General features: G+C 64.5%; 8 protein-coding genes. 3 read left to right on the top strand and 5 right to left on the bottom strand.

Annotated features, from left to right (window positions below; all coding sequences use genetic code 11):
- Nucleotides 1–20 precede the first annotated feature (20 nt).
- Nucleotides 21–239 (bottom strand): hypothetical protein, encoded by a 219-nt coding sequence (locus tag HMP09_RS02780; RefSeq protein WP_176499088.1) that lies wholly within the window; start codon nucleotides 237–239, stop codon nucleotides 21–23.
- 224 nt (nucleotides 240–463) lie between these two features.
- Between HMP09_RS02780 and HMP09_RS02775 the strand changes: the two genes are divergently transcribed.
- Both HMP09_RS02775 and mgrA read left to right on the top strand, forming a co-directional pair.
- Nucleotides 464–1,219, top strand: a complete 756-nt coding sequence (locus tag HMP09_RS02775; protein ID WP_232090588.1) for an N-acyl homoserine lactonase family protein — start codon at nucleotides 464–466, stop codon at nucleotides 1,217–1,219.
- A gap of 121 nt (nucleotides 1,220–1,340) precedes the next feature.
- Entirely contained in the window at nucleotides 1,341–2,417 is a 1,077-nt protein-coding gene (mgrA, locus tag HMP09_RS02770) for an L-glyceraldehyde 3-phosphate reductase (RefSeq protein WP_176499086.1), read from the top strand.
- Nucleotides 2,418–2,690: 273 nt separating this feature from the next.
- Here mgrA and HMP09_RS02765 read toward each other — a convergent pair whose 3' ends face one another.
- The gene (locus HMP09_RS02765) at nucleotides 2,691–8,156 is read right to left on the bottom strand and encodes an AAA domain-containing protein (RefSeq protein ID WP_176499085.1); all 5,466 of its coding nucleotides are present in this window, start codon (nucleotides 8,154–8,156) and stop codon (nucleotides 2,691–2,693) included.
- Entirely contained in the window at nucleotides 8,153–9,331 is a 1,179-nt protein-coding gene (locus HMP09_RS02760; RefSeq protein WP_176499084.1) for a M48 family metalloprotease, read from the bottom strand. Before HMP09_RS02760 ends, HMP09_RS02765 begins: the two co-directional genes overlap by 4 nt.
- Before the next feature lie 313 nt (nucleotides 9,332–9,644).
- Between HMP09_RS02760 and HMP09_RS02755 the strand changes: the two genes are divergently transcribed.
- Nucleotides 9,645–10,745, top strand: coding sequence for a DUF4272 domain-containing protein (locus tag HMP09_RS02755; RefSeq protein ID WP_176499083.1), 1,101 nt, complete (start codon nucleotides 9,645–9,647; stop codon nucleotides 10,743–10,745).
- Nucleotides 10,746–11,148: 403 nt separating this feature from the next.
- Here HMP09_RS02755 and istB read toward each other — a convergent pair whose 3' ends face one another.
- Together istB and istA are read right to left on the bottom strand one after the other, a co-directional pair.
- Complete coding sequence (istB, locus tag HMP09_RS02750; protein ID WP_176495471.1) at nucleotides 11,149–11,889, bottom strand: IS21-like element helper ATPase IstB; 741 nt, start codon at nucleotides 11,887–11,889, stop codon at nucleotides 11,149–11,151.
- A gap of 13 nt (nucleotides 11,890–11,902) precedes the next feature.
- Nucleotides 11,903–13,429, bottom strand: coding sequence for an IS21 family transposase (istA, locus tag HMP09_RS02745; RefSeq protein WP_176495470.1), 1,527 nt, complete (start codon nucleotides 13,427–13,429; stop codon nucleotides 11,903–11,905).
- Nucleotides 13,430–13,766: the final 337 nt, after the last annotated feature.

The raw sequence follows: 13,766 nt of genomic DNA, 5'->3' as shown, positions 1-13,766 counted from the left end.
TTCTCGATGAAAACTCCGGGTCAACTCTCAGTGAAAATCAACACCACGACCACCACCGGATGCTCCATGCGGGCGCGTGCGATGCGTTCGCGCTCTTGGATGCAATAGCCGAAGACACGCACCCCGCTATCCGCGCCATGCGGTACGCTGCCATAGGTGCCGGCGGGCACGCCCAGACCAGCCAGGCGGCGCAATAACTGGGTGCGCAGACATCTCTGATCGGCGGTAGCGGTCGACATCGGTCGGCCATCAACCTGTCATTCGACCGATACAAGGCGCAAGTGAGCGTTTCGGGCGCAAACATGAGCGTCGCCGGCGCATCACGCTTCTTACAAGCGGGCATTCTCGGGGCATTCCTGAGGAGAAGACCATGTACGTTTCCCTGTGGTCCCGCCTTTTGGCGGGTAGCATGTCGCTAGCCTTGAGCGCCGCGGCTCAAGCCGCTCCGCCCAAGGCGGACGTCATGATCTGGCGTCTCGATTGCGGCCAGATTCAGATGAACGATGCCGCTCCGCTGTCCGACACCGGCGGTTACGACGGGCAATCCCGTCGCCTGAGCAACGGCTGCTATCTCATCCGTCACGGCACGGAATTGTTGCTATGGGACGCCGGGTTGCCGTCCACGCTGCTCGGCAAGCCGATAGATGGTCAGCCGAACAGTCCGACCCTGTCGATCGATCTTCCTACTCAGCTAGCGCGGTTGGGCATCCGGCCGGACGACATTACACGCCTTGGCCTGAGCCATTATCATTTCGATCATGCAGGTCAGGCTGCAACCTTTCCCAAAGCCACGTTGCTGATCGGCGCGGCGGACTTGACGGCATTGCGATCCACCCGAAAGCCGGCCGGTGCCGAACCGGCCCTCCTTGCGCCATGGTTGACCGGGAAGGGCAAGGTCGATCCGGTCGAAGGAGATCGGGATGTGTTCGGCGATGGCTCGGTGGTCATGCTTTCCATGCCGGGTCATACGCCCGGCGCATCGGCGCTTCTCGTGCGATTGCGGCAGGCCGGGCCTGTCATCCTCAGCGGCGATGTCGTTCATCTGGAAGCGCAATGGTCGCTTTCAGCCGTGCCAAGCTGGAACACGCAGCGCGCCGACAGCCTGTCGTCGATGGATCGTTTGCAGAAGCTGGCGTCGAACATTGGCGCTACAATCATCGTTCAGCACGACCCGTCCGACCTGCACAAGCTCGCTGCCTTCCCGGAGGCGTCTCGATAGCGGTTGCACCGCACCGGGAAGCATTTGCCCGGTTCGATCGATGCAGTTCGGTAAGGGGAATGCTCTATGCGGCTTAACGTTTGGCGGGTTGCGCGGTAAAGCGGTTCATAAGGAGACAGCAATGTCGTTTGATCGCCCGTACGTCGCCTCGCCGCTCCGGTATGAAAGCGGCATGCCGTATCGACGCACCGGCCGCAGCGGGCTGAGGTTGCCGGCAATCAGCCTTGGCCTGTGGCAGAACTTCGGCGGAAACGATGTGTTCGAGACGGGACGGGCCATCCTGCGCCGGGCGTTCGATCGTGGCGTGACCCACTTCGATCTCGCCAACAACTACGGCCCCCCATATGGTTCGGCGGAGGAGAATTTCGGACGCGTCCTCGCAGCTGATTTCGCTGCCCACCGCGACGAACTCATCATCTCGACCAAGGCCGGGTGGGACATGTGGCCCGGGCCGTACGGCGATGTCGGCTCCTCCAAAAAATACCTGATTGCGAGTTGCGACCAGAGCCTCAAACGGATGGGACTCGATTATGTCGACATCTTCTATTCGCACCGGGTGGATCCCGCGACCCCGCTCGAAGAGACGATGGGCGCGCTGGTGCAGCTCCATCGACAGGGCAAGGCACTCTACGTGGGCATCTCCTCCTACGAGCCTGGGCTGACCCGCCGAGCGGCCAAGATCCTGACTGATGAAAAGGTGCCGCTGTTCATCCACCAACCCAGCTATTCGATCCTGAACCGGTGGATCGAACGGGAACTACTGGCCACGTTGGAGGAACTGGGCGTCGGCTGCATTGCCTTCTCGCCGTTGGCGCAGGGCATGCTGACGAACAAGTATCTGAACGGCGTACCGCAGGATGCCCGAGCCACCCGAGGCGGATCGCTGTCGCAGACCTTGCTCACAGATCAAAACCTCGCTGCCATTCGTACCCTGAACGAGATCGCAGGTGAGCGCGGACAAACGCTCGCGCAGATGGCGCTAGCGTGGGTCTTGCGCGACCCGCGGGTCACCTCGGCGCTGATCGGCGCACGCACGGTCGAACAGCTCGACGACTCGCTGGACTCGATAAAGATGCTCGATTTCTCCGTCGACGAACTCGCTGCCATCGACAAGGCCGCCAACGACGGCGGCATCAATCTCTGGTCTGAATCGTCTGACATTGCCGCTCTGCCGGCAGCGCAAGGAGTGCCTGCATGATATGGGGTTCGCCGACAGGCTCTCTATCGGGCGAAGTCCGTGCAACAGACGAAGGGTTTGCGGACCGACAGTCGGACATCTAGCGGTCCGAACGCCAATCCCAACTCCGGACGCTCGTTCAGGTGCAACGATCGGCGCACATGCGCGAAATCAAGCAGACAGCGAATGGGCGAGTCTCGCAATTTCGCGTTCGCTCCTGCGACATTTATGCAGGATCAAGCTGTTCGAGACGGACTGATAGCTGGCACAAAAATCCAGACTCTATGGTCTCAATTACGCCGTCTCGACATACCCCTTTCGGGTCTTTTCCAGTGTAAGTTTGTTCGCCCCCCGCGCCGCGCGTTCGGGCGTCTCGTAGGTCTTGACGACCGAACTGCCCCTGGTGCCGCGACGGCCGTAGACGACGGTGACGTCGGCGCCGTTCACCGCGATCTTCCAGAACTTGTCGGACGATCCTTGCGTGAATTCGAACGTGGCAAAGCCAGCGGCATCCGCTGAGGACGTATCGGGTGCGGACTCATCCGGTGTTGGCGACGTCACGGGTGCGACGGGCGGCGGCAACGCCGATCCCTGCTCGAACGGGTCGTCGTCGATTGCGTTTCCATCGCCACGCAACGCCGCTTCGATTTGTGCGATCACCGTGGCGGGCTGGCGTAACCAGGCATGCGAGGGAATATCGATCACCCGCCAGCCGAAGCGACGCAGGATCGTCGGCTGGAACACGTAGCGATCGGCGATCGCGTCGCCGGCGTCTCCGTCGAGCAGGATGGCGAGCGCGTGGCTCTTGCCATCGGGAGCGACGATCGCGAGGTCGCAACGGAAGCTGGCGCTGCCGACATACTCCATGACGACATGACCGCGCGCGCGCAGCGCCGCGGCCAGTGCGTCGCGCAGCGGGTCCGGCGCTGGCGTTCGGGAGAAGACGCGCTGCGCTTCGGGATTGAGCGTGGCGAGGATGGTTTGGCCGTGCGGTCCATCGCCGCGTGCCTGCGCTTCGGCGAACGACAGGAACGTGCGCAGCGCGCGGGCGCCGTCATTGTGCGTGTTCGTGATCGCCTCGGCGCGGATGGTGGACACGATCGCCATGTGATGGCGCGCGCGGCTGAAGATGACGTTGAGGCGCTTTTCGCCGCCGCGCTGGTTGATCGGACCGAAATTCATCGCCATCCGGCCGGCGCGATCGGGTGCGTAGCAAATGCTCAGCAGGATCACGTCGCGCTCGTCGCCCTGCACGTTCTCGAGATTCTTGACGAACAGGCCGTTCACCTGGCCGTCGTCTTCGCGGACATATTCCGCCTCCAGCAGCACGGCGAACGCGGGATCCTCCCCGGCGAGCGCATCGAGCGCATTTTCGATTTCGGTCTGCTGCGCTTCGGAAAAAGCGACGATGCCGATGCTCAGACCGGTTTCGCGGCCGAGCAGATCGCGGACCATCGCCGCGATCAATCGCGCCTCGGGAAGGTTCGCGCGTTTGTCGTACAGCCCGTCGGCGACCGGATGATAACTGATCGCGCGCGCCAGCAGTCGATCGACGCTCTCCACCGAAGCGCCGTCGTCGTCCGATCGCACCGCTGTCGGCGCCGCACCGGTCTCGGCGATCGTCCGGTCGGGAATGGTGACGAGCCGGCCGTCGTAGAATGCCGCGTTGGAGAAGCTGATCAGCGCCTCGGATCGACTACGATAATGCCAGGCGAGCAAGGTCGCGGGCAGGCTTCGCGCCGCCTGGGCGAGCAGACTGGCGGCATCGAGCAGGATCGCCATCGTCTGGCCGTCCTCCTCGGCAGTCACCTGCATCTCGTCCTCGTCGCGCGCGGCGGCGAAGAAGCTGGTCGGCGGCAACTGCATCTCGTCGCCGACGACGACGATCTGCGGCGCGCGGCTGAGCGCGGGCACCGCCTCCTCGATCGGGATCTGGCTGGCTTCGTCGAAGATCACGACGTCGAACAGGTCGGCCTGGAGCGGTAGCGTGTCCGATACCGAAAGCGGACTCATCAGCCATACCGGCTTCAGGTCGTTGACCACCACGCCGGTCTCGTCGTCCGACAGGTCGCGGATCGAGCGATAGCGCATGGTCTTGCCGAACTCATGCTCCAGTTCGCGCCGCCCGGTCGAATAGATCTTCTTCGCCTCGCGCCCGGCGCCGTCGAGCTGCGTCACCGACAGCGTCGACTGGCGGACGTGATCGCGGAACTTGCGCTGCGCGGTGGCGCGGATGCAGGCGGCGTTGTCGTCCTGGAGGATATCGCCGGCGCGCGCGGCACGGCGTGCGCTCGACGCAAGTTCCGCGGCATCGAACCGGTGCAAAGCCGGCTCGGCCCGCAACGCGCGGGTGATCGCCTCGTCGAGCACCAGTGCCTCGATCCGCGCCGGATCGAGCGCCACCGTCCTCAAGGCAAAGGCGATCCGCGGCCCCGCCTGATCCGCGGCGCGCAGCAGCGGCAGTAGGTCGGGCAGGTCGTCCAGGCCTTCGCGCATGTCGCGCATCGCCTCGGCCAGCGCACTCAGGGCCATGGCCTGGGGATCGACGAGATGGCGCTCGCAGAGCGCGGCGAGCGCCTCGATGGCGGTGGTCGCGCGGGCTTCGCGGACGAGGGTCGCGGCTGGATCCGCGGCACTCTGGGAATGCGCGATCAGGCGGCGGACGAGCACCGACGCGGCATCGTCGGACCAGCTGTCGCGCAGTGCGGCCAGCGCTGCGGCATCGTCGGTTCCGAACCGCGCGTTCATCGCCGTGCGCATGGCGACGTCTTCGGCAGCGGCGGCATGCCGTGCCACCAGTCGTTCGAGCACGACGGTGATGCTGGGTTCGACGGCATGCGCCGAGAAGTCGTAGCGTTCGTGGATCGTCTGCTTCAGCCGACGCCAGCTGCCGCTCAGGAACTTGAAGAGGCCCGGCTCCTGCCGACGCGCCTGGTCGAGCGCAGCGTCGGCATCGGCGGGAGAGAGCGGATCGGTCCAATGGCCCGCCGCTTCGGTCGCTGCTGCGTGATGGGCCGCGGCTGCGGCGCACCGGGCGCTCGCATCGCGAAAATCACGCGACGCGTCCGATGTCGGGTCGAGCAGATCGAGATGGCCCGCCAGGTTCGTCCGCACCGCCGCCGATGCCGACTGCACCATCACGAGCGCGTCCGCCAGATTGGTATCTCCCGAGACCAGGGTGTCGTCGTCCTCCAGCATCGGATCGATCCGGTCGAACAGCTCCTCGCCCTCGGCGACCATCGCCGACACCTGCGCATAGCATCGCTCGTCCGCGACGGTCGTCTGCGACAGTCTGGCGAAGGGGTGCGCGGCGAGACTGTCGAGACCGAACGCGTCGCCGATCGTCCGGTGGATACGGTCCGCCAATCCGCGATGCTCGTCCCATTCCGTGGGTGTCGGCAGCCGCTCGCGGGTCGCAGGATCCGCCTCGACCGGCTCGGGCAGAGCGACGATACGCCGGATCATCGCGCGCAGGGTGACGGTCGAGTCGGTCGGCAGATGCGCCATTGCCCGATCGAACGCCGCGATCCGGCCGAGATGCTGCGACAGCGCGGCGACCGTTCGGTCGCGGGTGGCGCGATGATGATCGATCGCATCGTCCGCCTTGTTCCAGCGCTCGTAGCAATCCTTCAGGTCGAGGACGAAGCTCTTCTTGTCCTCCTGCGAATCGTGGATCAGGCATGCCAACCGATCGAGCCCGGCCTGTTTCAGCCGGTTGAACACGACGTCCAGCGCAGCGCGTTTCTCGCACACGAACAGCACGCGTTTGCCCCGCGCGGCATAATCGGCGATCAGGTTGGTGATGGTCTGCGACTTGCCGGTGCCGGGCGGCCCCTGGATGATGAAGCTGCGCCCGGTCCGCGCCATCGAGACGGCGGCCTCCTGCGTCGCGTCGGCGGGCACCACGCTCCAGTGGTCGGACGGTGCGAGCGGCGGCGGCGGCGAGGCCTCGATCGGGCGCGGCTCGATCGAGAAGACCGTGTCGAACGATGGCGGCGTGACCCGATCGTCGATCAGCTGGGTATAGTCGCGCACCAGCGACATCTTCTTGTAATTGAAATTCGCCAACGTGACCTGCGTCAGGTTGATTTCCCACGAAAACCGGTGGCCCTCGCCACCCGCAAGCGCGAAAGACATTGCCTCGGCCTCCGCCGCCATCCGATCGGGCCGTGGCGGCATCGCCGCACCCACCGCGATCCGCTGCGGCAGCGGGCTCGGCTTCACGTATTTCTCAAACAAGGCGAGCCCGAGCGGCCGGTAATCGTCGCGATCGTAACTGAACTCGGGTCGCGTGATACTCTGGCGGCCGGACGTCGCGCCGCGGCGGCGCTGGAACACGCGCAATCGCTGCACCGCCTTTTGGTGGATCAGCTCGATTTCGGGCTTGGTCTTGAGCGCAAGCGTCACCCCGGGTTCGGTGCGCTGGATCTGTGCGAGCAGATCGGCCTGGATCGCCGCGATCGAGGTCTGCGCCAAGTCGACCCGCTCGGGCAGTTGGATGTCGTAGAGTTGCCGCAGATAATGGCGCAGCGCCGGGTTGAACTCGGCCTCGGTGTCGGCGACCTGCAACGCATATTGATCGCGCACGCCCTTCTGCTTGGCGACCTCGACCGGCAGCCACAGCAACGGCGACTGGATGCGTTCGTCGGGCGACTCCTTCAGATTGTGCCAGTGCAGATAGGCGACCACGAGCCGGAGATGGCTAAAGCCATATTCAGCGCGGTCGCGGCGGGTTTCCTGAATGACCCGGTCGAACGCCGACGGCAGATAAGGCTGATCCTCGAACCGCAGCCATTTCGCCAGCGAGACCTTGCCGCCCCCCAGCACCTCGGCGGCGAATTTGCCATCCCACGTGCAAAGCTGCTCGGCGCGGATCGATTCGAGGCGCATCACCATCGGGACGCTGGCCACGGTCAAGTTCACCGTCGCCTGGGTCGGGCGGAAGTGGATCAGGCGATTGCGACGCGACAGGTCGAACAGCCGATCGCGCAGATGTGCCAGGACCGCGGCGCGGCGGCTCGGCACGCCGGTCGCCCCCGCCAGCACGCGATCGACATCCAGCCCGACCGGCTGATCGCGATAGTCTTCGAGCCGGCTCGCCGCCGCCATCAGGTCGCTGGCGCGCTCATGCCGGTTGAGCGCGGTCATCTCGCCGATCAGCGAGGCGATCACCGGATGCAACCCGCCGTTGAGCCTGAACAGATTGCCCTGGTCGGCGGAGAAGCGCTTGACGTCGGTCTCGTCGTTGAAGTCGAGCCCGCACGCCAGGCTGGCGAGGATCAGGCCGATCGAGAAGATGTCGGTCTGCTCGTCGTGATGGCCGATCTGCTCTTCCCAACTGCGATAGCCGACCCGGTAGGCGGGCTTCACCGCGTCCGATACATCCGCCTCCGACGTTTCCGCGTCCGGGGTGCCGGCGCGCAGATCGTCGACCTGCGATCCCGTCCCGATGTCGGTGGTCACGCGGTATTCACCGACCACCCGCAACGCCGAAGAGACGCGCGGCTGGGCGGCACGGATACCCGCTTCGTTCAGCTGTGGCGGACGACCTTCGGGACGGGCCAGCGCCAGTTCGCCATCGCGGTCGAGCACCGCGTCGTCGCCAAGCTCCGCGACCAGACCGCGCGCGTGCAGGGCGCCGACCTCCCGCATCAACGGCAGCACCGCGCGCAACAGATCCTCCGACGGCACGCTGCCACCGATGACAGCCAGACGCTGGCGCAGCGAAACGACGGGCTGGGTCGAGACGGGCTGGGTCATGCGGAAACCTTGTCGAGCGGCGCGAGGAGACGGGTGATCGCTTGCCGGTTCATTTTGAGATCGCGCTTGAGCGCATCGCGAAATGCGGTGAGCCCGTCATACTCCTTGGCAAGCCGGGCACCGGCGACCAGCATCGCATCGCGACTGTCGGGATCGGCCATCGCCAGATCGAAGCTGAGCGCGATCAGATACTCGCGAGTCGCCGTATCGATCCTGGCGGGGACCAAGGCATCGGCCTCGATCGGCGTCTCGTCGGGGGTCCAATCGGGGAAATAGCGCCGAAGCTGCGCCGCGACCGCCTCGCCCCCGGCCGCCGGGTCCTTGGCGAGTCTGGCAAGCACGGCGCGGGTCATCGCGGTCATGTCCTGCTGTCGCAACAGGTCCAGCGAGGCTATCGACAGCGGTCCGCGGATCCGTTCTGCGAGCCAGTCCTCCAGGTCGACGTCCGCCCGCCACCATTTGTCGAGCGCCTGCGCGCGCAGGAATATCTCGGGATGCGTGACGCCTTCCGCCACCGGCTTGCTCGCCTCGAGTTCGGCCGCCTGCCGCAGATAGGCCTCGGCATCGACGCTCAGCAAACCGGTCATCGTCTTGACCAGCGTCGCGATCGCAGGCGCGGTCGCGTTGGCGGCGACCGCACCGCCGCGATCGGCATAGAGTTCGGTGGTGAGCCGGTAGATCCGCGCGGTCTCGGCATGGCTGGCGGCAGCGTTCGGATAGGCCAGCACATGATCGAGCACGGTGGTGGCGACGTGATAGATACCATCGTCGATCGACCATAATTTGTAGTGCGCCAGTTCGTGACCGAACAACGCGACACGCTCTTCGCGCGACAGTTTTTCGAGCACCGGGCCGTACAACACGAGGTGGATTTCCCCGGGCACATACCAGAGCGCGGCGTTCATCGTGGTGTCAGGCGCCTGATAGATCGTCACCGGCGCCTCGACCGCCAGCGCCGTCAGTACAGCCCTGCAATCCTCGTAGATTTCGGGATGCGCCGCGACGTCGAGCCGGTAATTCTGACACAGCAACGTCGACCGGACCTCTTCAACCTGATCCCCCCGCGCCTCGTGCGCCATCGCCCATTGCCAGATTTCTGGCTCCGAAATGGTCAGGTATCCGACGACCGCGCGATGATAGGCGAGCGGTTGGAGTGGTGGTGGTGCAATGGTCAAATTCTATCCCCGGCCTGCCGACATACTAGATTTTCGACAACGATCGTCCAGTCACGTCTTTCGTCGGGCGGGGTGATTGGAAAGATTCTGGTTTCGCAGGCGACCAATTTTCAAGGGCCGGCGCGATCTTACGGTTCCGACGTTCGGTCAAGCGGTTCTCCGATATGCACCATAGCCCGTCGATCGGTGGACCCGCAATTAGGTCATTTAACAACCTTGCTCGTTGCCCAGAAGCTGCCGTTCGTTCAGATGCAAGTGCCGATCGCCGGGTGTGAATCTGCCAACAGCCCGAATAGCATTTCGTGGAGGGATGATGAGCCTGCTGAAACGTCTCTTGGGGAAGGCCGAGCCGGACCGCACACAATCGCCCGATGCTGCCGAGCCGCTTCTCGTCAATGCCTATTCCACACTGCGCGTCGCGCCGCCGTTGGATGTTCTGCATAAGCCGGTCGGTCGGCGCGATCTGTCCGATCCCGAGCTTGCTGAGCATCTGCAAGGTTTCATCGGCTATGTACTGGGTCGGGGGGACGGGCAGATGACTGCGGCCCGCTACCATCTGTGGCGTCACGTTCAACGCGTCCACAACCATCTCAGCTTCGAGGTCGCCACACACGACCTTGCGGGGATCGAAATCTGGGGGCGCGTCGCCAACGCGGTTTTCTTCCTTCCCGACGGGTCAGTGCGGGCACCTGACATGGCGGTGATTCTGTCTGCCAATGGCGACAGCGATCCATCAGCGGCTGTGCCGTACCAGGAAGATGCCGTTAAACGCCGCCAGCGCACCCGCGAAACGCTCGCGGGCATCGCGCCGCAACCGCCAGTCAGCATCCCCCCTGCGATCGGCGAGGCCGAACTGGTGCTGCACTCTCCGCAGGACGTGCTTCGGCGCGCGCTCGCCTTGTTCTACGTGGCTGCACAGGCCCAGGCGCGTTCAACTGGGATGGCCGCGATCCCGGCGGGGCAGCGCAAGCAAAATCCGGTCGGCGCCGCAGCAATCACGCCAGTGGAAAAGACCTTCCTCGAAGCCAGAGGGAGCGATCAGGACGCCGCCTCGGCAATGACGTGGCGCTACGAGGCGGCCAACACGTTGTTATGGGCGCTCGGCATCGATGCGGCTGACATCGGCAACAGCAACCGGATGATTGATGTCGACCTCCTCTGGTCGTCCGCCAAGGCCTTGGCGCTGGATGGTGCGACTGCCCGCGTGCAGCTTCGCGCCGCAGGGGAAATCCTCGACGCCTTGGATCGCACCTGGCTTGAACACTGGATTGTCCGGCAAGCCCGTCAGAAAGATATGCCTCTCGACCGCCTCAACGGCGACATCGTGATGGAGCGCCACGTCGCGCTGAACTGGCTCACAAACTTCCAGAACGATTTCGGCACTTCCTGGGACTATACGGACACGCCGACCTGACAGACTAGCATTTTCACCTGCCAGCTTGACGTATGTGTGGATGTTCACGGCGCCCTCGGGGCTCGACGAAACCGGCCCCTCGTTCACGTCTGACTCCGGCGCGGCCTCGCAAGTGGCGTGCACACCGTTGGCAGCGTCGGCGTCAGAGCCATTTTGACTTTAACAGTTCAGGGCAGCTGCCGGGCAGCGGGCGTCCGGCCAGACATCGGCTGCCCTGTCTTGTCCGAGTGGAACGGCGTACGAAAAGTCAGCCACTTCCATCAGCGCGCTTGCTGTATGCTGATTCCGACGAAGTCGCCCCCCGTTTCCGAGATGATCGCGCCCCCTGATTCCGAGATGATGTCGCCCCCCGGAAGCGGGGCCTTGTCGGCAATGATCGTTGTTGTTTCGTTCGGTGCTTACGTCAAGCGATCTGGCTGGTTTTCGCACGCCGCATGCTATCGCCATCGAGGTCGAGCCGATGGGCGTTGTGGACGAGGCGATCGAGGATCGCGTCGGCATAGGTCGGATCCGCGATCACCTGATGCCAACTGGCGATGGGCAGCTGGCTGGTAACGATCGTCGAGCGCCGCCCGTAGCGTTCTTCGAGGATCTCGAGCAGATCGTGGCGCGCGAGTGCGTCGAGCGGCTCCAGGCCCCAGTCGTCGAGGATGAGTAGCTGCACGCCGCCGAGCTTTCGCAGCAAGCGTTCGTGACGACCATCCCCGCGGGCAAGCGCGAGGCTGGTGAACAGCTTGGGGACGCGCTGATAGAGCACCGAGCGATCGTCGCGGCAGGCCTTGTGACCAAGCGCGCAGGCAAGCCAGCTCTTACCGACCCCGGTGGGTCCGGTGATGACCAGATTGTCGTGTGCGGCGATCCAGTCGCCGACCACGAGCTTCACGACCAGCGCGCGGTCGAGCCCGCGGGGTTTGCGATAATCGATGTCCTCGGGCGAGGCCTGATGGCGCAGCTTGGCGAACCGCAGCCTGGCGGCAAGCTTGCGATCGTGGCGGACACCCCATTCGCGGTCGAGGAGGAGTGCCAGCCATTCGGGATGGGTAAGCCGATCCGCTTCGGCATTGGTGGCAAGTTCGTCAAACGCCCTGGCCATACCGGCCAGGCCCATTTCGTTCAGCCGATCAAGGGTCGGATGTGCGAGCATCGTCGTGTTCCTTTCAGTGATAATAGCGTGAGCCCCGGATGTTGGGATGATCGACCGGCGGGCTCTCAACCGGAGGCGATGACGGGATCTGGTCGAGGTTCTTGTCGAGGATCGATCTGACCGAGCCGTAGGTGAGCGCACCGATATCGAGCGCGCGCGAACAAGCCGCTTCGATCCGCTTGGCACCGAAGCTGCGCGTCATGCGCATGATGCCCATACAGGCCCGGAAGCCCTGCTCGGGATGGCGCCGTTCGACGAGGATCTTCTCGCACAGCAATGCCGTACATGGCCCGATCGCGGTCGCATCGCGCGCGATCCGCTCCACGGTCCAGTCGGCAAAGCGCCGGTGCGACGAGGGCATATGCTCCGGGATCGTGGTATGGCGGCCATTGCCCGAGCCGCGCATGTGCGCGGCGATCCGCTCGCCCTTGTGGAACAGCTCGATGGTCGCCGCGGTGATCCGCGCTTCGATCGGCTCGCGTGCGAAGCGGTATGGGACGGAGTAATAATGCCGCTCGATCTCGACGTGATAATCGAGTCCCGCGCGCCTGCGCCGCCATTCGGCGTAGACATAGGGCTCGGCTGGCAGCGGCTTCAGCGCGGGCCGGTCGATCTCTTCGAACAACTGACGACGCGTCTGCCCAACCCGGCGCAGCACGCGCCGATCGTTCAGCTCGGCAAGCAACCCGGCGATCGCGGCGTTCAGTTCGGCCAGGCTGTAGAAGATCCGACGCCGAAGGCGTCCGAACAGCCAGCGCTCGACGATCAGCACGGCAGCTTCTACCTTTGCCTTATCGCGCGGGCGGCGCGGCCGCGTCGGCAGCACCGTGCTGTCGTAATGCGCCGCCATCTCGGCATAGCTGCGGTTGACCTGCGGATCGTAAAGACAAGCCTTGATCACCGCGACCTTCGCATTGTCGGGCACGAACAGCGCCGGCGCACCGCCGAACATTGCGAGCGCGCGCGTGTGCGCCGCCAGCCAGTCGGGCAGCGTCTCGGTCCAGCTTCCCTCGGCATAGGTCAGGCTGGACGCCCCCAGCACCGCCACGAAGATATGCGCGTCACGCACTTCGCCCGTCAGTCGGTCGATCACCACCGCGATCTTGTCGCCCGCATAATCGACGAACAGCTTGTCACCCGGCGCATGGTTCTGCCGCATCGTAACCGGCAGCTTCATCGCCCAGCCGCGATACAGGTCGCAGAATCGGCTGTAGCGATAGCCGGTCGGATGCTCGGCGATATACTCGTCCCACAACACCTGCAGCGTGACATGTTTGCGCTTCAGCTCGCGATGAACTTGCGCCCAGTCGGGTTCGGGACAGCGGCGGTGGCCGGTCTTCTTGCCCGCATCGCGGTAAAGTGATGCCTCCAGCGCAGCATCGCCGAGCGTCTCGTCCAGCGGCCATCTCAGTCCCGCATCCGCGACACGCTTCAAGGTCGCCCGCACCGTCGAGGGCACCGCACCCACGCGCAGCGATATCGCCTTGTATCCCAGCTCCTGTTCGAACCGGTATCTCATCATCTCGCGGACACGTCGCATACTCACCCTTCCCGCCGGCATCATTCACTCCTTCGGACAGACCCAAAGGAGCGACGATAACCCTGCCGGCGATCCCGGTCCGACCCACCCCGCAAGGGGGCGACATCATCTCGGAATCCGGGGGCGACTATTTCTCGGAATCAGGGGGCGGCATTATTTCGGAATGAGGGGGCGGCTTGCCTCGGAATCAGCATGCTGTATTATATCACTAGCACGGCCGTAGTCTTAGGGACGTTATATGGCACGTTTATGGAGGTTGGCGGCAATGATCGCCTCGGTCGCAGGCGCGTCTATTGCAACGGCTCAAGCCTATCGTCCGTTTGACACGAGCCGGCTG

Source organism: Sphingomonas sp. HMP9 (assembly GCF_013374115.1).
In the GTDB taxonomy this organism is placed as follows: domain Bacteria; phylum Pseudomonadota; class Alphaproteobacteria; order Sphingomonadales; family Sphingomonadaceae; genus Sphingomonas.
This window is presented reverse-complemented; position numbering and strand designations above follow the sequence as displayed.

Excerpts from the sequence above, each read along its gene's own strand:
- HMP09_RS02780 (WP_176499088.1), bottom strand. The coding sequence starts at position 239 with ATGTCGACCGCTACCGCCGATCAGAGATGTCTGCGCACCCAGTTATTG.
- HMP09_RS02775 (WP_232090588.1), top strand. The coding sequence starts at position 464 with ATGATCTGGCGTCTCGATTGCGGCCAGATTCAGATGAACGATGCCGCT.
- mgrA (WP_176499086.1), top strand. The coding sequence starts at position 1,341 with ATGTCGTTTGATCGCCCGTACGTCGCCTCGCCGCTCCGGTATGAAAGC.
- HMP09_RS02765 (WP_176499085.1), bottom strand. The coding sequence starts at position 8,156 with ATGACCCAGCCCGTCTCGACCCAGCCCGTCGTTTCGCTGCGCCAGCGT.
- HMP09_RS02755 (WP_176499083.1), top strand. The coding sequence starts at position 9,645 with ATGAGCCTGCTGAAACGTCTCTTGGGGAAGGCCGAGCCGGACCGCACA.
- istB (WP_176495471.1), bottom strand. The coding sequence starts at position 11,889 with ATGCTCGCACATCCGACCCTTGATCGGCTGAACGAAATGGGCCTGGCC.
- istA (WP_176495470.1), bottom strand. The coding sequence starts at position 13,429 with ATGCGACGTGTCCGCGAGATGATGAGATACCGGTTCGAACAGGAGCTG.